The following is a 19,023-nucleotide window of genomic DNA, read 5'->3' as shown; positions in this document are numbered from 1 at the left end:
TAACCGGCCCGGTCCGGGTGTGGCCCACGCGGTCTACTGCGACACGCGATCTTCCGGCACGCTGAGGTCCGTTCAACGCGCGTCGACCCTTGTCCCACCACGCTCCACCACGTCCCGCCACCCCACGTACCGGAGGACGCATGCGTGCACGGATCACCCCCCTCGGCACCCTGCTCGCGCTCGTCGCGGGCCTGCTCACCGCGCTCGTCACCACGACCCCGGCCCAGGCCGCGCCGCTCTTCAAGGCGCCCTTCGCCTGCGGCCAGAAATGGACCTACAGCCACCACTCGGCCGAGGTCCGCCAGGCGCTCGACTTCGTCCGCTCCGACGGCGGCGGCACCGCCGGGGCCCCGGTCCTCGCCTCGGCGTCCGGCACCGCCTACCGCTACTCCCAGCCGTCCGGCGCCGGGAACTACATCGTGATCGAGCACGGCGGCGGCTGGAAGACGTACTACTTCCACCTCAACGCCTACTCGGTCGCCCACGGCGCCGCCGTCTCCCAGGGCCAGCAGATCGGCACCACCGGCTCCACCGGCAACAGCTCCGGTGCCCACATCCACTACGAGCAGCTCTACAACGGCGTCGGCCAGCCCATCGTGATCAACGGCGCCTCCCTCGCGCCCTACCCCGGCTCCTACGGCTCCCGGCACCTGACCAGCGACAACGGCTGCTCCGGCGGGGGCGGGAAGTACTGGGTCGACACCTTCGCCAACGCCGTCGGCTACGCCCAGGCCAACACGGGCGACGCCCAGGGCGTGCTGAACGCCGGCACGAACTACGTCTACTGCAAGGTCTGGGGCCAGGAGATCCGCGACGCCTCCGGCAACTACAACCACTGGTGGCTGCGGACCGACCTCGACACGGTGTACGCGGGGAAGAACGGGCGGAACGCCCACGTCTCCGCCTACTACCTGTCCCGCTGGGGCAACGACGAGGCCCGCGACAACAACGGGACCGTGATCCCCACCTGCTGATCCGCCCGGCGGGCCCGGAGAGCCGGCGGGCCCCGGAAAAGGGCAGGAGCCCCGCTCGTGCCGCGAGGCACGGAGCGGGGCTCCTTGGGTACTGCTCTAGTCGTGCGCGATCGCCGACCCGGGCAACTTAGGCCGGGGAGACGTTCTCCGCCTGCGGGCCCTTCGGGCCCTGCGTGACGTCGAAGGTCACGAGCTGGTTCTCCTCGAGCGAACGGAAGCCGTTCGCGTTGATCGCGGAGTAGTGGACGAAGACATCCGGGCCGCCGCCGTCCTGGGCGATGAAGCCGAAGCCCTTTTCAGCGTTGAACCACTTGACGGTTCCGGTAGCCATAAGCCCTCCTTGGGCCAAAGGGTTGCCCTGCTCCAGAACCTGCAAACAAGTCTGAAAACTACAAAAGCCTGCGGGTCACATGCTCCGCAGGCTCTGTACTGCAAGGGAAACCAAACTGCAACTTGCGTTGAGCGTAGCACGCAGAACCCTCGGGGGGGTAGAGGGAAAGATCACGTCACCCGAGTGTTTGAACGTCTCTTCCGTGCTGACGCGCGTGCCCCGGCGATGCCCGGTCCGTGAGACGGGTCTAGCCTCACGATGTGGACAAAGCAACCGACGACCAGCGCAGCCGGCCCCGCGTCGGGCACATCCAGTTCCTGAACTGCCTCCCCCTCTACTGGGGCCTGGCGCGCACGGGGACGCTCCTGGACCTGGAGCTCACCAAGGACACCCCGGAGAAGCTCAGCGAGCGGCTCGTCCGGGGCGACCTGGACATCGGCCCCGTCACCCTCGTCGAGTTCCTCCGCAACGCGGACGGCCTGGTGGCCCTCCCCGACATCGCCGTCGGCTGCGACGGCCCCGTGATGTCCTGCGTGATCGTGTCCCAGCGGCCCCTGGAGGAGCTCGACGGCGCCCGCGTGGCGCTCGGCTCCACCTCCCGCACCTCCGTGCGCCTCGCCCAGCTCCTCCTGGCCGAGCGGTACGGGGTGTCGCCCGACTACTACACCTGCCCGCCGGACCTCGGCCTGATGATGCAGGAGGCCGAGGCGGCCGTCCTCATCGGCGACGCCGCGCTCCGGGCCTCGCTGCACGACGCGCCCCGGCTCGGCCTCCAGGTCCACGACCTGGGCCTGATGTGGAAGGAGTGGACGGGCCTGCCGTTCGTCTTCGCCGTGTGGGCGGTGCGGAAGGACTACCTGGCGCGCGAGCCGGAGACCGTCCACGAGGTCCACCAGGCGTTCCTGGCCTCCCGTGACCTCTCCCTGGAAGAGGTCACCAAGGTGGCCGAGCAGGCGGCCCGCTGGGAGGCCTTCGACGCCGAACTCCTGGAGCGGTACTTCCGCACCCTCGACTTCCGCTTCGGCCCCGAACAACTCGCGGGAGCCCGTGAGTTCGCCCGCCGCACCGGCCCCTCGACCGGTTTTCCGGCGGACGTCGAGGTGGAACTCCTCCGGCCCCCGCGCGGCTGACCGCGCGGCCCCCGGACGGGCGCCCGGATATTCACACGAATGCAATTCCCGTCGTGCCCCGGTCCCATTCCGGAGGCGCGCGCAAACGGCCGGACGGAATGCGGACGCCCCGAAGACGCCCCGAAGACGTCCGAAAGGGGAGAACGGTTTCCCGCCCGTTCATTCCGCCGTCCGCTTCCCGGGCCGTCCGCTTCCCGGCGACTCCCCGGCCGCTCCCCGCCGGAGGCGCCCCGGGCCCCTGGCGTACGCTGGTTCGGTCTGTCAGTACCCCTCCGAAAGGGACGAACCCGGTGACCGAGAAGGCCGAACTGCAGTCCGTTCTGGACCGCGCCGCCGCGGGCGGCCGGATCACCCCCGAGGAGGCGCTCGACCTCTACCGCTCGGCGCCCCTGCACGCCCTCGGCGCCGCCGCCGACGCCGTGCGCCGCCGCCGGTACGCGGGGACCGAGCACATCGCGACGTACATCATCGAGCGGAACATCAACTACACGAACGTCTGCGTGACAGCGTGCCGGTTCTGCGCGTTCTACGCCGCGCCGAAGGACACCGAGAAGGGCTGGACCCGGGACCTCGACGACATCCTGCGCCGCTGCGCGGAGACCGTGGAGCTCGGCGGCACCCAGATCATGTTCCAGGGCGGCCACCACCCGGACTACGGCGTCGAGTACTACGAGAAGCACTTCGCCGCGATCAAGGCCGAGTTCCCGCAGCTGGTCATCCACTCCCTCGGCGCCTCCGAGATCGAGCACATGGCCCGCATCTCCGGCGTCCCCGTCGAGGAGGCGATCGGCCGCATCCACGCCGCCGGTCTCGACTCCTTCGCCGGCGCGGGCGCCGAGCTGCTGCCCGCGCGCCCCCGCAAGGCCATCGCGCCCCTGAAGGAGTCCGGCGAGCGCTGGCTGGAGATCATGGAGATCGCGCACGGCCTGGGAGTGGAGTCCACCTCCACCATGCTCATGGGCACCGGCGAGACCAACGCCGAGCGCATCGAGCACCTGCGCATGATCCGCGACACGCAGGACCGGACGGGCGGCTTCCGGGCCTTCATCCCGTACACGTACCAGCCCGAGAACAACCACCTCAAGGGCCGCACGCAGGCCACGCTCTTCGAGTACCTGCGCATGATCGCGATCGCCCGGCTGTTCCTGGACAACGTCGCCCACATCCAGGGCTCCTGGCTGACCACGGGCAAGGAGGTCGGCCAGCTCTCCCTGCACTACGGCGCCGACGACCTCGGCTCGATCATGCTGGAGGAGAACGTCGTCTCCTCCGCCGGCGCCAGGCACCGCTCCAACCGCCTGGAGATCATCGACCTGATCCGCAAGGCGGGCCGGGTCCCGGCGCAGCGCTCCACCACGTACGAGCACCTGGTCGTCCACGACGACCCGGCGAACGACCCGGTCGACGAGCGCGTCGCCTCCCACATCTCGTCCATCGCGATCGAGGGCGGCACGGCCCACCCGGAGCTGAAGCTCCTCGACGCGAACTGAGATCCGTGCTGACGATCCACGTCGCCGAGGCGACTCCCGAGAGCGCCGTCCTGGTCGACGGCGCCCTCGTCGCCGCCGTCGGCCCCTACGAGGACCTGGCCGCCGTCCGCCCCGGGGCACGGGTGCGGCGGTGGCCCGGCATCCTCACCCCGGGCCTGCTCAACCCCTACGCCCCCGAGCTGCTCGAAGGCATGTACCACCCGGACCCCCGGGAGGCCGAGGGGTTCGGCACCGAGCCGATCACCGGGGAGCGGGCGCAGCGGATCTTCCGGGCCGACCCCGCGCGGCGCGGCGCCTCCGCGCGCCGGGGCGTGCAGCGGCTCCTGGCCCACGGGACGGTCGCGGTCGCGGGCGAGCTGCGCGGCCGGGCCGCCGCGGACGCCGTGCGCCGGGCCGGTCTCGCCGTCGGCCGCCGCCCGGAGCGGCTGCCCGGCCCGCCGTCGTTCTCCCCGGTCCCGCTGGTGCTGCTGCCCGCGCCGGTCCCGGGCGGCCCCGCCCGCTTCGCCGTCTTCGACGTCCCCGACCGGGCCTCCCTGGTCCGCCTCGGCGCGTCGACCTGCGTTGCCACCGTCCTCGGCGGGCGCCTGGTCCACCGGGCCCGCTGAACGCCCGGCGCGCCCCGGCGCCGTCGTGCGCGCCCTGCCGACCGGGGCGCGAGGGGCCCTGAGACAATGGGACCGCCCGCCCGTCTCCGATTCTGCGAGGCCGAACACCCGTGACCCGCGCCACCCTGGACAAGCAGCCGCACGAAGTCGCGTCGATGTTCGACGACGTGGCGGCCAACTACGACCTCACCAACGACGTGCTCTCGCTCGGCCAGGACCGCCGCTGGCGCAAGGAGGTCGCGAAGGCGGTCGACGCCCGCCCCGCGCAGAAGATCCTCGACCTCGCCGCCGGCACGGCCACCTCCTCGCAGCCCTTCGCGCGGGCGGGCGCGTACGTCGTCCCGTGCGACTTCTCCCTCGGGATGCTGCGGGTCGGCAAGAAGAACCACCCGTGGATGCCGTTCACGGCCGGCGACGGCACGAAGCTGCCCTTCCGCGACGACGTGTTCGACGCCGTCACGATCTCCTTCGGGCTGCGGAACATCCAGGACACCGAGCAGGCGCTGCGCGAGCTGTACCGGGTGACGAAGCCCGGCGGCCGGGTCGTCATCTGCGAGTTCTCGCACCCGACCTGGACGCCGTTCCGCACGGTGTACGAGGAGTACCTGATGCGCGCGCTGCCGCCGGTGGCCCGCGCCGTCTCCTCCAACCCCGACGCGTACGTGTACCTGGCCGAGTCCATCCAGTCCTGGCCGGACCAGCCGACCCTGGCGGGCCTGCTCCAGAAGGCCGGCTGGTCGAAGGTCGCCTGGCGGAACCTGTCGGGCGGCATCGTCGCCCTGCACCGGGGCTTCAAGCCGTAACCACCCGCCGCCCGCGCCCCCACCCCTAGACTCCCCTCCATCCTTCCCTCGACCCCTTAGGGAGATCCGTCGTGACCGAGCAGCCCCTCTCCGAGCACAGCGCAGATGTGATCGTCGTCGGAGCGGGCCCGGCCGGCTCGACCACCGCCTACTACCTGGCGAAGGCGGGCCTGGACGTCCTCCTCCTGGAGAAGACCGCGTTCCCGCGCGAGAAGGTCTGCGGCGACGGCCTCACCCCCCGCGCCACCAAGCAGCTCGTCGCCATGGGCATTGACATCTCCGAAGAGGCCGGCTGGCTGCGGAACAAGGGCCTGCGGATCATCGGCGGCGGCGTCCGCCTGGAGCTGGACTGGCCGGAGCTCGCCTCGTACCCGGACTACGGACTCGTCCGCAAGCGCGACGACTTCGACGAGCAGCTCGCCCGGCAGGCGCAGAAGGCCGGCGCCCGCCTGTACGAGCGCTGCAACGTCGGCGCCCCGATCCTCGACGACCGCACGGGCCGGATCACCGGCGTCCACGCCAAGCTGGGCGAGGAGAAGCGCGAGGTCACCTTCCACGCCCCGCTGGTCGTCGCCGCCGACGGCAACTCCAGCCGCATCTCCCTCGCCATGGGCCTGCACCGGCGTGACGACCGGCCGATGGGCGTCGCGGTCCGCACGTACTTCACCACCCCCCGGCACGAGGACGACTACCTGGAGTCCTGGCTGGAGCTGTGGGACCGGCGCGGCCCGCAGGACCGGCTGCTGCCCGGCTACGGCTGGATCTTCGGCATGGGCGACGGCACCTCGAACGTCGGCCTCGGCATCCTCGACTCCTCCTCCGCGTTCAAGGAGCTGGACTGGCGCGAGGTGCTCAAGGCCTGGTGCGCCTCGATGCCGGAGGACTGGGGCTTCACCCCGGAGAACATGACGACCACCATCCGGGGCGCCGCCCTGCCGATGGCGTTCAACCGGCAGCCGCACTACACCAAGGGCCTGCTGCTCGTCGGCGACGCGGGCGGCCTGGTCAACCCGTTCAACGGCGAGGGCATCGCGTACGCCATGGAGTCGGGCCAGATCGCGGCCGACGTCATCGTCCAGGCGCACGCCCGCGCGACCCCGGCCCAGCGCGAACTGGCCCTGCGGAACTACCCGCAGGTCCTCAAGGACACCTACGGCGGCTACTACACGCTCGGCCGCGCCTTCGTGAAGCTCATCGGCAACCCGAAGGTCATGAAGATCGCGACCCAGCGCGGCCTGACCCACCCGCTCCTGATGAAGTTCACCCTGAAGATGCTGGCGAACCTGACCGACCCGACGGGCGGCGACGCGATGGACCGCATCATCAACGGCCTGTCGAAGGTGGCCCCGAAGGCCTGACGGGCCCCGCGCACGGCGAAGGGCCGTCACTCCCCCGAGGAGTGACGGCCCTTCCGCGTGAGCGCCCGGGCGGGAGCGCTCAGAGGATGCGCACGGCGCCCGACGGCGGGTCCCAGTCCAGGGAGCGCTCGACGACGCCGGTGGAGGAGTTCTGCGCGCCGACGTACTTGCCGCCGCCGACGTAGATGGCGACGTGGTACGAGCCGCTGCGGCTGCCCCAGTACAGGATGTCGCCCGGCTGGAGGTCGCTCAGGGAGACGGAGCTGCCCCGGCTCGACTGCTGGTACGAGATGCGGGGCAGGTCGATGCCGGCCGCGCGGTAGGCGGCCTGGACGAGGCCGGAGCAGTCCCAGGCGTTGGGGCCGGTGCTGCCGCTGATGTAGGCGTCGCCGACCTGGGCGCGGGCGAAGGCCACGATCGAGGCGGCGGAGCCGCTGGGGGCCTCCGTGCGGCTGCCGCTGTCCGAGGCGCGCGAACCGCTGTCGGACGACGAGGACGAGCCGCCGTCGTTCGAGGAGTCCGGGGCGAGCTGGGTGCGCGTGCTGGTGCGGGAGGCGCGCTCGGCGGCCTCCGCGGCCTCCTTACGCTCCTTCTCGGCCTTCAGGCGGGCCTTCTCGGCGCGCTCGGCCGCGGCCTTGCGGTCCGCTTCGGCCTTGGCCTTCTTGGCCTCCTGGGAGGCCTTCTGGAAGGCGGTCTGCTCCAGGCTCTGGAGGCTCTGGTCGAGGGCCTCCTGCTGGGACGCCTCGGCGGAGGCGGCGACCGCGCTCGCGAGGTTCGTACCGACGTCGAGCGAGCCCAGGGTGGGCATTTCGATGGTCTCGGTCACCGGCTCGGCGTTCGCCGGTCCGGCGGCACCGGCCACCGCGATGGTGCCGAGGACGCCACCGGCGACTCCGGCGCGGAGCGCGAGCTTCGAAGCGCTGCGGCGGGGCTTCCGGTGGCTGGGTATGTGAGCGGTCTGGGACATGGGAACAACCGCTATCAGGGCTTGACGGTTTCCTTCAAGAAACGTGGGTTGCGCCACAGTTACGTTCGGAACCTGCGAATCCGCTTCTGTAGCGCCCTTATTGACGCCGTAACGGGCAAATCGGTCATGGGTCATCCGGGCCTTGATCAAGGGTTTTCATTGAAACGCCCGAATTGCCCGACGCTTACCACTCCTTGACACCCTTGGCCAAGCCCCCTTCTTTTCGAACCGTGACGCTGTGACGCAGCTCACGTTCGAGCTCGTGAAAACGCGCACGTGTCCACCTCCGTACGTGGGACCCCTCGACCGGGCGACGGGCGGGCCCTTTATCACCCGTCCGCATCCACCGCCAATTTGCTTGTAGGGGCCAACACTTGATAGTGCGACACCCCCTCCGAGCAGCGATTTCCGGTACGGATGTCACATCTGGTGATCACCTGGGCGCTTCGCGCGACAAGATCACCGCTCATCCGACTTCATGATCCTTCGTCAGGTGGTGGAGATCACAAACTACGTGCTGCACCCCGTGTCGCAGATCACAGAGGGGCAGGCATAAGATGCGGGGCAGCCGGGCTTGTGAACTGCCTCACATGGGGGCGATCTTTCACGGCGCGGCGGTGCGGTCCAACGGTCAAGGACGACTGGAAGGAGCGAGGAGCGTGAATGCGTACGCGCCCGTCCTCGTGCTCGGTGCCCTGGGTGCGGGGTTTGCGATCTTCTCCGTGGTCATGGCCACGCTCATCGGGCCAAAGCGGTACAACAGGGCGAAACTGGAAGCGTATGAGTGCGGCATCGAGCCCACCCCCACGCCCGCCGGAGGCGGCCGCTTCCCGATCAAGTACTACCTGACGGCGATGCTCTTCATCGTCTTCGACATCGAGATCGTCTTCCTCTACCCCTGGGCCGTCACCTTCGACGCCCTGGGGCTTTTCGGGCTCGTGGAGATGTTGCTCTTCGTGCTCACCGTCTTCGTCGCCTACGCCTACGTGTGGCGGCGCGGCGGCCTGGAATGGGACTGAGGGGCTGAGGGGCACCTATGGGACTCGAAGAGAAACTCCCGAGCGGCTTTCTGCTGACGACGGTCGAACAGGCCGCGGGCTGGGTGCGCAAGGCGTCCGTCTTCCCCGCGACCTTCGGCCTCGCCTGCTGCGCCATCGAGATGATGACCACCGGAGCCGGCCGGTACGACCTGGCCCGCTTCGGCATGGAGGTCTTCCGCGGCTCGCCGCGCCAGGCCGACCTGATGATCGTCGCCGGCCGGGTCAGCCAGAAGATGGCGCCCGTCCTGCGACAGGTCTACGACCAGATGCCCAACCCCAAGTGGGTCATCTCCATGGGCGTCTGCGCCTCCTCGGGCGGCATGTTCAACAACTACGCGATCGTCCAGGGCGTCGACCACATCGTGCCGGTCGACATCTACCTGCCCGGCTGCCCGCCGCGCCCCGAGATGCTGATCGACGCGATCCTCAAGCTCCACCAGAAGATCCAGGCCTCCAAGCTCGGCGTGAACGCCGAGGAGGCGGCGCGCGAGGCGGAGGAGGCGGCGCTCAAGGCACTGCCGACCATCGAATTGAAGGGTCTGCTCCGGTGAGCGACGAGACACCCAACCCCGAGAAGGACCTCAGCGCGCAGAACCTGCCGGGCCAGCGCGGGGACCACGGCGAGGAGGTCCGCGTCCAGCGCGGCATGTTCGGCGCCCAGAGCGGCGGCGACACCTCCGGCTACGGCGGCCTCGTCCGCTCGATCCGGCTCCCCGGCCCGGCCGCCCGCCCCTACGGCGGCTGGTTCGACGAGGTCGCCGACGAGCTGGAGGGCGCCCTGGAGGAGCAGGGGCTCCTCCCCGAGAACGCGATCGAGAAGACGGTCGTCGACCGCGGCGAGCTCACCTTCCACGTCGAGCGCGAGCACCTGGTCCGCACGGCCCGCACCCTGCGCGACGACCCGGCGCTCCGCTTCGAGCTCTGTACCGGCGTCTCCGGCGTGCACTACCCGCACGACAAGGGCCGCGAGCTGCACGCCGTCTACCACCTGCGCTCGCTCACCCACGGCCGGCTGATCCGCCTGGAGGTCTCGGCCCCGGACACCGACCCGAGGATCCCGTCCCTCGTCGCCGTCTATCCGACGAACGACTGGCACGAGCGCGAGACGTACGACTTCTTCGGCATCGTCTTCGACGGCCACCCCGCCCTCACCCGGATCATGATGCCGGACGACTGGCAGGGCCACCCGCAGCGCAAGGACTACCCCCTCGGCGGCATCGCCGTCGAGTACAAGGGCGCCCAGATCCCGGCTCCGGACCAGCGGAGGTCCTACTCGTGACCACTCCCCACGCGTCTCCGCGAGAGACGACAGAAGGCTCCGTCTACACGGTGACCGGCGGCGACTGGGACGAGGTCGTCCGGTCCGCCGCCAAGGCCGACGACGAGCGGATCGTCGTCAACATGGGGCCCCAGCACCCGTCCACCCACGGAGTGCTCCGCCTCATCCTGGAGATCGACGGCGAGACCGTCACCGAGGCCCGCTGCGGCATCGGCTACCTCCACACCGGCATCGAGAAGAACCTCGAATACCGGACCTGGACGCAGGGCACCACCTTCGTCACGCGCATGGACTACCTCACCTCGTTCTACAACGAGACGGCGTACTGCCTCGGCGTGGAGAAGCTCCTCGGCATCACCGACCAGATCCCGGACCGGGCCAGCGTCGTCCGCGTCCTGCTCATGGAGCTCAACCGGCTCTCCTCCCACCTGGTCTGCATCGCCACCGGCGGCATGGAGCTCGGCGCCACCACGATCATGATCTACGGCTTCCGGGACCGCGAGATGATCCTGGACCTGTACGAGCTGATCACCGGCCTGCGCATGAACCACGCGTACATCCGCCCCGGCGGCCTCGCCCAGGACCTCCCGCCCGGCGCCGTCGACGCCGTGCGCGAGTTCGTGAAGACCATGAAGAAGAACCTGCCGGAGTACGACAAGCTCGCCACCGGCAACCCCATCTTCAAGGCCCGCATGCAGGACGTCGGCTACCTCGACCTCACCGGCTGCATGGCCCTCGGCGCCACCGGACCGATCCTGCGCTCCGCGGGCCTCCCCCACGACCTGCGCAAGACCGACCCGTACTGCGGCTACGAGGACTACGACTTCGAGGTCCCCACCGCCGACACCTGCGACTCCTACGGGCGGTTCCTGATCCGCCTGGAGGAGATGCGCCAGTCGCTGCGGATCGTCGAGCAGTGCCTCGACCGCCTGGAGCCCGGCGAGGTCATGGTCGCCGACAAGAAGATCGCCTGGCCCGCGCAGCTCGCGCTCGGCACCGACGGCCTCGGCAACTCCCTCGAACACATCAAGAAGATCATGGGCACCTCCATGGAGGCCCTGATCCACCACTTCAAGCTGGTCACCGAGGGCTTCCGGGTCCCGCCCGGCCAGGCCTACGCGGCCGTCGAGTCCCCCAAGGGCGAGCTCGGCGCGCACGTCGTCTCCGACGGCGGCACCCGCCCCTACCGGGTCCACTTCCGCGACCCGTCCTTCACCAACCTCCAGGCCATGGCCGCGATGTGCGAGGGCGGCCAGGTCGCCGACGTCATCGTCGCCGTCGCCTCCATCGACCCCGTGATGGGAGGCGTCGACCGATGACCGAGCAGATCAGCCTGGGCATGCCCCAGCTCCCCGCCCCCGGCTACCCGGCGGACGTCCGCGCCCGCCTGGAGGAGGACGCGCGGGCCGTCGTCGCCCGCTACCCGGACTCCCGCTCCGCGCTCCTGCCGCTGCTGCACCTCGTGCAGGCGGAGGAGGGCCACGTCACCCGCACCGGCATGGCGTTCTGCGCCGACGTCCTCGGCCTCACCACCGCCGAGGTCACCGCCGTCGCCACCTTCTACACCATGTACCGGCGCAAGCCCTCCGGCGACTACCAGGTCGGCGTCTGCACCAACACGCTGTGCGCGGTCATGGGCGGCGACGCGATCTTCGACGAGCTGAAGGAGCACCTCGGCGTCGGCAACGGCGAGACCACCGAGGACGGCAAGGTCACCCTCGAACACATCGAGTGCAACGCGGCCTGCGACTTCGCGCCCGTCGTGATGGTCAACTGGGAGTTCTTCGACAACCAGACCCCCGAGTCCGCCAAGAAGATGGTGGACGACCTGCGGGCCGGCCGGACCGTCGAACCCACCCGCGGCGCCCCGCTCTGCACCTTCAAGGAGACCGCCCGCATCCTCGCCGGCTTCCCCGACGAGCGCCCCGGCGCCGTCGAGGCCACCGGCGGCGCGGGCCCCGCCTCCCTCGTCGGCCTCCGACTGGCCAAGGGCGAGCAGCCGCACCGTCGAATCGTCCACCCGCGCGGTGAGACCTCCGGTCAGGAGGGGGAGTGATGACCTTGGCCACCGAGATCAACCACAGCAGCCCGGAGAAGCTCCTCGCCCCCGTCCTCTCGGCCTTCTGGGACCAGCCCGACTCCTGGACCCTGGAGACCTACGAGCGCCACGAGGGCTACCGGGGACTCCGCAAGGCCCTCGCGATGAGCCCCGACGACCTCATCGCGTACGTCAAGGAGTCCGGCCTCCGCGGCCGCGGCGGCGCCGGCTTCCCCACCGGCATGAAGTGGCAGTTCATCCCGCAGGGCGACGGCAAGCCGCACTACCTCGTCGTCAACGCCGACGAGTCCGAGCCCGGCACCTGCAAGGACATCCCGCTCCTCTTCGCCAACCCGCACTCCCTCATCGAGGGCATCGTGATCGCCTGCTACGCGATCCGCTCCAGCCACGCCTTCATCTACCTGCGCGGCGAGGTCGTCCCCGTCCTGCGCCGCCTCCACGAGGCCGTCCGCGAGGCCTACGCCGCCGGCTACCTCGGCCGGAACGTCCTCGGCAGCGGACTCGACCTCGAACTCACCGTGCACGCCGGCGCCGGCGCGTACATCTGCGGCGAGGAGACCGCGCTCCTCGACTCGCTCGAAGGCCGCCGCGGCCAGCCCCGGCTGCGGCCCCCCTTCCCCGCGGTCGCCGGCCTCTACGCCTGCCCCACCGTGGTGAACAACGTCGAGTCCATCGCGTCCGTTCCCGCGATCCTCAACAAGGGCAAGGACTGGTTCACCTCCATGGGCAGCGAGAAGTCCCCGGGCTTCACGCTGTACTCGCTCTCCGGGCACGTCGCCTCGCCCGGACAGTACGAGGCCCCCCTCGGGATCACCCTGCGCCAGCTCCTCGACATGAGCGGCGGGATGCGCCCCGGCCACCGCCTCAAGTTCTGGACCCCCGGCGGCTCCTCCACCCCGATGTTCACCGACGAGCACCTCGACGTGCCCCTCGACTACGAGGGCGTCGGCGCCGCCGGCTCCATGCTCGGCACCAAGGCGCTCCAGTGCTTCGACGAGACCACCTGCGTGGTCCGGGCCGTCACCCGCTGGACCGAGTTCTACGCCCACGAGTCCTGCGGCAAGTGCACCCCCTGCCGCGAGGGCACGTACTGGCTCGTCCAGCTCCTCCGCGACATCGAGGCGGGCAAGGGCCGGATGTCCGACCTCGACAAGCTCAACGACATCGCCGACAACATCAACGGCAAGTCGTTCTGCGCCCTCGGCGACGGCGCCGCCTCGCCGATCTTCTCCTCCCTCAAGTACTTCCGCGAGGAGTACGAGCAGCACATCACGGGCAAGGGCTGCCCCTTCGACCCGGCCAAGTCGACCGCCTGGGCGGACAACCACAAGGAGGTGACCGCATGACCGTCACCCAGTCCGGACCGGCGGGAGGCGGCAGCCCGGCCGTGCCGCCGGAGGACCTCGTCACGCTGACCATCGACGGCATCGAGGTCTCCGTCCCCAAGGGGACCCTGGTCATCCGCGCCGCCGAACAGCTCGGCATCGAGATCCCGCGCTTCTGCGACCACCCGCTCCTCGACCCCGCCGGCGCCTGCCGCCAGTGCATCGTCGAGGTCGAGGGCCAGCGCAAGCCCATGGCCTCCTGCACCATCACGTGCACCGACGGCATGGTGGTGAAGTCGCAGCTCACCAGCCCCGTCGCCGAGAAGGCCCAGCACGGCGTGATGGAGCTGCTGCTCGTCAACCACCCGCTCGACTGCCCCGTCTGCGACAAGGGCGGCGAGTGCCCCCTGCAGAACCAGGCCATGTCCCACGGACAGGCCGAGTCCCGCTTCGAGGGCGTCAAGCGCACCTACGAGAAGCCGATCCCGATCTCCACCCAGGTCCTCCTCGACCGCGAGCGCTGCGTGCTCTGCGCCCGCTGCACCCGCTTCTCCAACCAGGTCGCGGGCGACCCGATGATCGAGCTGATCGAGCGCGGCGCGCTCCAGCAGGTCGGCACCGGCGAGGGCGACCCCTTCGAGTCGTACTTCTCCGGCAACACCATCCAGATCTGCCCGGTCGGCGCCCTCACCTCCGCCGCCTACCGCTTCCGCTCCCGCCCCTTCGACCTGGTCTCCTCGCCGTCGGTGTGCGAGCAGTGCGCGGGCGGCTGCGCCACCCGCACCGACCACCGGCGCGGCAAGGTCATGCGGCGGCTCGCCGCCGACGATCCGGAGGTCAACGAGGAGTGGATCTGCGACAAGGGCCGCTTCGGCTTCCGGTACGCGCAGCAGCGCGACCGGCTCACCACCCCGCTCGTGCGGAACCAGGCGACCGGTGAGCTGGAGCCCGCCTCCTGGCCCGAGGCCCTGGAGGCCGCCGCCCGCGGACTCGTCCGCGGCCGCACCGGCGTCCTGGCCGGCGGCCGGCTGACCGTCGAGGACTCCTACGCGTACGCCAAGTTCGCCCGGGTCGCCCTCGACACCAACGACGTCGACTTCCGGGCCCGGGTCCACTCCGGCGAGGAGACCGACTTCCTGGCCTCCGCCGTCGCCGGACACGGCCGTGACCTGGACGGCAGCGGTGTCACGTACACCTCGCTCGAAGCCGCCCCGGCCGTCCTCCTCGTCGGCCTGGAGTCCGAGGAGGAGGTCCCCGGCGTCTTCCTGCGGCTGCGCAAGGCCTGGCGCAAGCGCGGCCAGCGGACCTTCGCCGTCGCCGCCTTCGCCACCCGGGGCCTGGAGAAGACCGGCGGCACCCTGCTGCCCGCCGCCCCCGGCACCGAGACCGAGTGGCTCGACGCCCTCACCTCCCGGGTCGGCCTCACCGGCGACGGACTCGCCGCCGCCGAGGCCCTCCGCCAGGAGGGCGCCGTCCTCGCCGTCGGCGAGCGCCTCGCGGGCGTGCCCGGCGCGCTCACCGCCGCCCTGCGCGCCGCCACCGCCACCGGCGCCCGGCTCGTCTGGATCCCGCGCCGCTCCGGCGAACGCGGCGCCGTCGAGGCCGGCGCGCTCCCGGCGCTCCTCCCCGGCGGCCGGCCCGCGACCCACCCCCGCGCCCGCGAGGAGGTCGCCGCCGCCTGGGGCGTCCGGGAACTCCCCGCCCGCTACGGCCGCGACACCGGCCAGATCGTCGAGGCCGCCGCCACCGGCGAGATCGCCGCCCTGCTCGTCGGCGGCGTCGAGGTCGCCGACCTGCCGGACCCGGCACGCGCGCGCGAGGCGCTCGACGCGGCCTTCGTGGTCTCCCTGGAGCTGCGGCCCGGCGAGGTCACCGACCGCGCCGACGTCGTCCTGCCGGTCGCCGCCGTCGCCGAGAAGTCCGGCACCTTCCTCAACTGGGAGGGCAGGGCCCGGATGTTCGAGGCCGCGCTCAAGCCGGAGCAGATGACCCGGCCGCTCGCCCCGACCGACGCCCGCGTCCTGCACATGCTGGCCGACGCCCTGGACGTCCACCTGGCCCTGCCCGACCTCAGGGCCGTACGGCGGGAGCTGGACCGGCTCGGCGGATGGCGCCACGAGCGGGCCACCGAGCCCGCCGAGCCCGGCCGGCCCGCGCCCCGCACCGGCGACGGCGAGGCCGTCCTCGCCGGACACCGGCTCCTGCTCGACCTCGGACGCCTCCAGGAGGGCGACACCGCCCTCGCCGGCACCCGGCACGCGGCCGTCGCCCGGCTCTCCGCCGACACCGCCGCCGACACCGGGGTCAAGGACGGCGACCTCCTGGAGGTCACCGGCCCGGCCGGCTCGGTCGCCCTCCCGCTCCTGGTCACCGAGATGCCCGACCGCGTCGTCTGGCTCCCGCTGAACTCGACCGGGCACGGCGTCCTCTCCGACACCGGCGCCCGCCCGGGCGACCTGGTCCGCATCGGCCCGGCGGCCCCGCGCCCCGCCGACGTCACGGAGGTGCAGGCATGAGTGTGCCGCTCGCCGCTGAAGACCTGTCCATGTTCGGCACGGACCCCTGGTGGCTCGTGGCGGTCAAGGCCGTCTTCTGCTTCGCCTTCCTGATGGTGACCGTGCTCTTCTCCATCGTGTGGGAGCGCAAGGTCGTCGCCTGGATGCAGCTGCGCGTCGGCCCCAACCGGCACGGCCCCTGGGGCCTCCTCCAGTCCCTCGCGGACGGCGTCAAGCTGATGCTCAAGGAGGACGTGATCGTCAAGAAGGCCGACAAGGTCGTCTACGTCCTCGCCCCGGTCGTCGCCGCGATCCCCGCCTTCATGGCGATCGCCGTGATCCCCTTCGGCCCGGCGGGCAACGAGGTCTCGATCTTCGGCCACCGCACCACGATGCAGCTCACCGACCTGCCGATCGCGATGCTGTACGTCCTCGCGGTCGCCTCCGTCGGCATCTACGGCATCGTCCTCGCCGGCTGGTCCTCCGGCTCCACGTACCCGCTCCTCGGCGGACTGCGCTCCTGCGCGCAGATGATCTCCTACGAGATCGCCATGGGCGCGGCCTTCGCCTCCGTCTTCCTCTACTCCGGGTCGATGTCGACCTCGGCGATCGTCGAGGCGCAGGCGGACCGCTGGTTCGTGATCCTGCTGCCGGTCTCGTTCATCATCTACGTCGTCACGATGGTCGGCGAGACCAACCGCGCCCCCTTCGACATGCCGGAGTCCGAGGGCGACCTCGTCGGCGGCTTCAACACCGAGTACTCGTCCATCAAGTTCGCGCTGTTCATGCTCGCCGAGTACGTGAACATGGTGACGGTCTCGGCCGTGACGGTGACCCTCTTCCTGGGCGGCTGGCGGGCCCCGTACCCCGTCTCCACCTTCTGGGAGGGCGCGAACCACGGCTGGTGGCCGATGCTCTGGTTCGTGATCAAGGTGCAGCTGCTGCTGTTCTTCTTCATCTGGCTGCGCGGCACCCTGCCCCGCGTCCGCTACGACCAGCTGATGAAGCTCGGCTGGAAGGTCCTCATCCCGGTCTCCGTGGTCTGGCTGATGCTGGTCGCCACCGTCCGGGCGCTGCGCAACGAGAACATCGCGTTCACGAACATCGTCCTGTACGTGGCCGGGGCGGTGCTCGCCCTGCTCCTCCTCTCCTTCGTGGTGGACCTCTTCCGCGACCGGAAGGGGAAGGCCGGGGCCGCGACCGCCCCCGGGGACGAGCCCGCCTTCGACCCGATGGCCGGAGGCTTCCCCGTACCGCCCAAGCCCGGACAGTCCCTGCCGCCCGTGCCCCGGCGCGGGTCCCGGCGCGACCGGGACCTCGTTGTCAGTGGCGCCCCCGATACTGCTACTGCGAGTGATGGAAAGGAGACGGACGGTGTCTGACTTCCAGAATCCGGTGGCCGGCTTCGGCGTGACCTTCAAGGCCATGTTCAAGAAGCGGCTGACCGAGCAGTACCCGGAGCAGCAGAAGACGACGGCGCCCCGCTTCCACGGCCGGCACCAGCTCAACCGTCACCCCGACGGCCTGGAGAAGTGCGTCGGCTGCGAGCTGTGCGCCTGGGCCTGTCCCGCCGACGCCATCTACGTGGAGGGCGCGGACAACACGGACGAGGAGCGCTACTCGCCCGGCGAGCGCTACGGCCGCGTCTACCAGATCAACTACGCCCGCTGCATCCTGTGCGGCCTGTGCATCGAGGCCTGCCCCACGCGCGCGCTGACGATGACCAACGAGTTCGAACTGGCCGACTCCTCCCGGGCGAACCTGATCTACACCAAGGAGCAGCTCCTCGCCGGCCTGGAGGAGGAGATGGTCGACACCCCGCACGCCATCTTCCCGGGCATGGACGAGCAGGACTACTACCGGGGCCTGGTCACCGGAGCCGCGCCCGGCACCGTCCGCCAGGCCGCCGTGTCCAAGGGCGAGAAGGACGACGCCGACGAGGAGGTGGACGCGTGAGCGCCCCCCTCGCCCCCCTCGCCGCCGAGACCCTCGCGGCGTACACCACCTCCACCGGCGAGGCCGTCCAGTTCTGGGTCCTCGGCACGGTCGCCGTCGTCGGCGCGCTGTGCACGATCCTGATGCGCAGGGCCGTCCACTCCGCGCTCTGCCTCGCCGGAACCATGATCGTCCTGGCGGTCTTCTACCTGGCCAACGGCGCGTACTTCCTCGGCGTCGTCCAGATCGTCGTCTACACCGGCGCGATCATGATGCTCTTCCTCTTCGTCGTCATGCTGGTCGGCGTCACGGCCGCGGACTCGCTGAAGGAGACGCTCAAGGGCCAGCGCTGGTGGGCCGCCGCCTGCGGCCTCGGCTTCGGCGTCCTGCTCTCCGCCGGCATCGGGAACGCCTCGATCACCGAGTTCGCCGGCCTCGGCGCCGCGAACAGCGCGCGCGGCGGAAACGTCGAGGGCCTCGCCGCCCTCATCTTCACCAAGTACGTCTTCGCCTTCGAGATCACCGGCGCGCTCCTCATCACCGCCTCCGTCGGCGCGATGGTCCTCACCCACCGCGAGCGCACCGAACGCGCCCGCACCCAGCGCGAGCTCGCCGAGCAGCGCGTCCGGGAGGGGAAGCACGTGCCGCCGCTGCCCGCGCCCGGCGTTTACGCCCGGCACAACGCCGTGGACGTCCCGGGCCTGCTGCCCGACGGCACCCCGGCGGAGCTCACCGTCATGGGGACCCTGCGCAAGCGGGGCCAGATCCGGGACGTGTCCACCGAGGCCATGGCCGACCTCAAGGCCCTGGAGCAGCGCTCCGAGGAGCGGCTCGGCCGGGACCGGGACGCATCCGGCCGTGGGCGGGACGCATCCGGCCGGGACAGCGACCCGTTCGGCCGGGACCGGGACGAAGAGGAGGCCAACCGGTGAATCCCGTCAACTACCTGTACCTCTCCGCCCTGCTGTTCACCATCGGCGCGGCCGGGGTGCTGATCCGGCGCAACGCGATCGTGGTCTTCATGTGCGTGGAGCTGATGCTCAACGCCTGCAACCTCGCGTTCGTCACCTTCTCCCGCATGCACGGCAACCTCGACGGCCAGATCGTCGCCTTCTTCACGATGGTCGTCGCCGCCGCGGAGGTCGTCGTCGGGCTCGCGATCATCGTGTCCGTCTTCCGTGCCCGCCACTCGGCCTCGGTCGACGACGCAAGCCTGATGAAGCTGTGAGGGG

At 70.8% G+C, this 19,023-nt stretch carries 19 protein-coding genes; 17 read left to right on the top strand and 2 right to left on the bottom strand.

The annotated features are described in order from the left end of the window. Nucleotides 1–140: 140 nt before the first annotated feature. Nucleotides 141–974 carry a M23 family metallopeptidase gene (locus tag ACWGSR_RS18500; RefSeq protein ID WP_453567522.1) on the top strand — a complete coding sequence of 278 codons (834 nt, stop codon included), beginning with the start codon at nucleotides 141–143 and terminating at the stop codon, nucleotides 972–974. Nucleotides 975–1,101: 127 nt separating this feature from the next. Here ACWGSR_RS18500 and ACWGSR_RS18495 read toward each other — a convergent pair whose 3' ends face one another. Continuing rightward, a complete protein-coding gene (locus tag ACWGSR_RS18495) occupies nucleotides 1,102–1,305 on the bottom strand; it encodes a cold-shock protein (RefSeq protein ID WP_015035453.1) in 204 nt (67 codons plus the stop codon). A 260-nt stretch (nucleotides 1,306–1,565) separates the two neighbouring features. On the opposite strand from ACWGSR_RS18495, the gene ACWGSR_RS18490 reads away from it, so the two are divergent. The 5 genes from ACWGSR_RS18490 to ACWGSR_RS18470 all read left to right on the top strand — a co-directional run bounded on the left by ACWGSR_RS18490 (nucleotide 1,566) and on the right by ACWGSR_RS18470 (nucleotide 6,691). Next, a complete protein-coding gene (locus ACWGSR_RS18490) occupies nucleotides 1,566–2,435 on the top strand; it encodes a menaquinone biosynthetic enzyme MqnA/MqnD family protein (RefSeq protein WP_366376340.1) in 870 nt (289 codons plus the stop codon). Between the two features lie 290 nt (nucleotides 2,436–2,725). Then, a complete protein-coding gene (gene mqnC, locus ACWGSR_RS18485) occupies nucleotides 2,726–3,925 on the top strand; it encodes a cyclic dehypoxanthinyl futalosine synthase (protein ID WP_376232473.1) in 1,200 nt (399 codons plus the stop codon). Between the two features lie 5 nt (nucleotides 3,926–3,930). Next, complete coding sequence (locus ACWGSR_RS18480; protein WP_366376343.1) at nucleotides 3,931–4,530, top strand: hypothetical protein; 600 nt, start codon at nucleotides 3,931–3,933, stop codon at nucleotides 4,528–4,530. 110 nt (nucleotides 4,531–4,640) lie between these two features. Further along, complete coding sequence (locus ACWGSR_RS18475; protein WP_376232472.1) at nucleotides 4,641–5,333, top strand: demethylmenaquinone methyltransferase; 693 nt, start codon at nucleotides 4,641–4,643, stop codon at nucleotides 5,331–5,333. A gap of 71 nt (nucleotides 5,334–5,404) precedes the next feature. Next, a complete protein-coding gene (locus ACWGSR_RS18470; protein WP_376232470.1) occupies nucleotides 5,405–6,691 on the top strand; it encodes a geranylgeranyl reductase family protein in 1,287 nt (428 codons plus the stop codon). A gap of 79 nt (nucleotides 6,692–6,770) precedes the next feature. Here ACWGSR_RS18470 and ACWGSR_RS18465 read toward each other — a convergent pair whose 3' ends face one another. Further along, nucleotides 6,771–7,658, bottom strand: coding sequence for a C40 family peptidase (locus ACWGSR_RS18465; protein WP_453567518.1), 888 nt, complete (start codon nucleotides 7,656–7,658; stop codon nucleotides 6,771–6,773). Between the two features lie 659 nt (nucleotides 7,659–8,317). Here ACWGSR_RS18465 and ACWGSR_RS18460 point away from each other — a divergent pair. The 11 genes from ACWGSR_RS18460 to nuoK are packed head-to-tail and all read left to right on the top strand — an operon-like array spanning nucleotide 8,318 to nucleotide 19,019. Then, the gene (locus tag ACWGSR_RS18460; RefSeq protein WP_019888619.1) at nucleotides 8,318–8,677 is read left to right on the top strand and encodes an NADH-quinone oxidoreductase subunit A; all 360 of its coding nucleotides are present in this window, start codon (nucleotides 8,318–8,320) and stop codon (nucleotides 8,675–8,677) included. A gap of 17 nt (nucleotides 8,678–8,694) precedes the next feature. Then, nucleotides 8,695–9,249 (top strand): NuoB/complex I 20 kDa subunit family protein, encoded by a 555-nt coding sequence (locus ACWGSR_RS18455; protein ID WP_365543107.1) that lies wholly within the window; start codon nucleotides 8,695–8,697, stop codon nucleotides 9,247–9,249. Then, nucleotides 9,246–9,977 (top strand): NADH-quinone oxidoreductase subunit C, encoded by a 732-nt coding sequence (locus ACWGSR_RS18450; RefSeq protein ID WP_376232466.1) that lies wholly within the window; start codon nucleotides 9,246–9,248, stop codon nucleotides 9,975–9,977. Before ACWGSR_RS18455 ends, ACWGSR_RS18450 begins: the two co-directional genes overlap by 4 nt. Then, a complete protein-coding gene (locus ACWGSR_RS18445; protein WP_376232464.1) occupies nucleotides 9,974–11,296 on the top strand; it encodes an NADH-quinone oxidoreductase subunit D in 1,323 nt (440 codons plus the stop codon). Before ACWGSR_RS18450 ends, ACWGSR_RS18445 begins: the two co-directional genes overlap by 4 nt. Next, entirely contained in the window at nucleotides 11,293–12,033 is a 741-nt protein-coding gene (gene nuoE, locus ACWGSR_RS18440; RefSeq protein WP_366376359.1) for an NADH-quinone oxidoreductase subunit NuoE, read from the top strand. Before ACWGSR_RS18445 ends, nuoE begins: the two co-directional genes overlap by 4 nt. After that, complete coding sequence (nuoF, locus tag ACWGSR_RS18435) at nucleotides 12,030–13,382, top strand: NADH-quinone oxidoreductase subunit NuoF (RefSeq protein ID WP_376232462.1); 1,353 nt, start codon at nucleotides 12,030–12,032, stop codon at nucleotides 13,380–13,382. Before nuoE ends, nuoF begins: the two co-directional genes overlap by 4 nt. Then, nucleotides 13,379–15,877, top strand: coding sequence for an NADH-quinone oxidoreductase subunit G (locus tag ACWGSR_RS18430; RefSeq protein WP_453567516.1), 2,499 nt, complete (start codon nucleotides 13,379–13,381; stop codon nucleotides 15,875–15,877). The genes nuoF and ACWGSR_RS18430 overlap by 4 nt, the downstream gene beginning before the upstream one ends. After that, nucleotides 15,874–17,238 (top strand): NADH-quinone oxidoreductase subunit NuoH, encoded by a 1,365-nt coding sequence (gene nuoH, locus ACWGSR_RS18425; protein WP_376232460.1) that lies wholly within the window; start codon nucleotides 15,874–15,876, stop codon nucleotides 17,236–17,238. The genes ACWGSR_RS18430 and nuoH overlap by 4 nt, the downstream gene beginning before the upstream one ends. Next, nucleotides 17,213–17,812, top strand: coding sequence for an NADH-quinone oxidoreductase subunit NuoI (nuoI, locus tag ACWGSR_RS18420; RefSeq protein ID WP_376232459.1), 600 nt, complete (start codon nucleotides 17,213–17,215; stop codon nucleotides 17,810–17,812). Before nuoH ends, nuoI begins: the two co-directional genes overlap by 26 nt. Next, a complete protein-coding gene (locus tag ACWGSR_RS18415; RefSeq protein WP_376232458.1) occupies nucleotides 17,809–18,723 on the top strand; it encodes an NADH-quinone oxidoreductase subunit J in 915 nt (304 codons plus the stop codon). Before nuoI ends, ACWGSR_RS18415 begins: the two co-directional genes overlap by 4 nt. Further along, nucleotides 18,720–19,019, top strand: coding sequence for an NADH-quinone oxidoreductase subunit NuoK (nuoK, locus tag ACWGSR_RS18410; RefSeq protein WP_030208826.1), 300 nt, complete (start codon nucleotides 18,720–18,722; stop codon nucleotides 19,017–19,019). The genes ACWGSR_RS18415 and nuoK overlap by 4 nt, the downstream gene beginning before the upstream one ends. Nucleotides 19,020–19,023 lie beyond the last annotated feature (4 nt).

It is taken from the genome of Streptomyces sp. NPDC055632 (assembly GCF_053618675.1).
This window is presented reverse-complemented; position numbering and strand designations above follow the sequence as displayed.

Excerpts from the sequence above, each read along its gene's own strand:
- ACWGSR_RS18500 (WP_453567522.1), top strand. The coding sequence starts at position 141 with ATGCGTGCACGGATCACCCCCCTCGGCACCCTGCTCGCGCTCGTCGCG.
- ACWGSR_RS18495 (WP_015035453.1), bottom strand. The coding sequence starts at position 1,305 with ATGGCTACCGGAACCGTCAAGTGGTTCAACGCTGAAAAGGGCTTCGGC.
- ACWGSR_RS18465 (WP_453567518.1), bottom strand. The coding sequence starts at position 7,658 with ATGTCCCAGACCGCTCACATACCCAGCCACCGGAAGCCCCGCCGCAGC.
- ACWGSR_RS18455 (WP_365543107.1), top strand. The coding sequence starts at position 8,695 with ATGGGACTCGAAGAGAAACTCCCGAGCGGCTTTCTGCTGACGACGGTC.
- nuoE (WP_366376359.1), top strand. The coding sequence starts at position 11,293 with ATGACCGAGCAGATCAGCCTGGGCATGCCCCAGCTCCCCGCCCCCGGC.
- ACWGSR_RS18430 (WP_453567516.1), top strand. The coding sequence starts at position 13,379 with ATGACCGTCACCCAGTCCGGACCGGCGGGAGGCGGCAGCCCGGCCGTG.
- nuoH (WP_376232460.1), top strand. The coding sequence starts at position 15,874 with ATGAGTGTGCCGCTCGCCGCTGAAGACCTGTCCATGTTCGGCACGGAC.
- nuoI (WP_376232459.1), top strand. The coding sequence starts at position 17,213 with ATGGAAAGGAGACGGACGGTGTCTGACTTCCAGAATCCGGTGGCCGGC.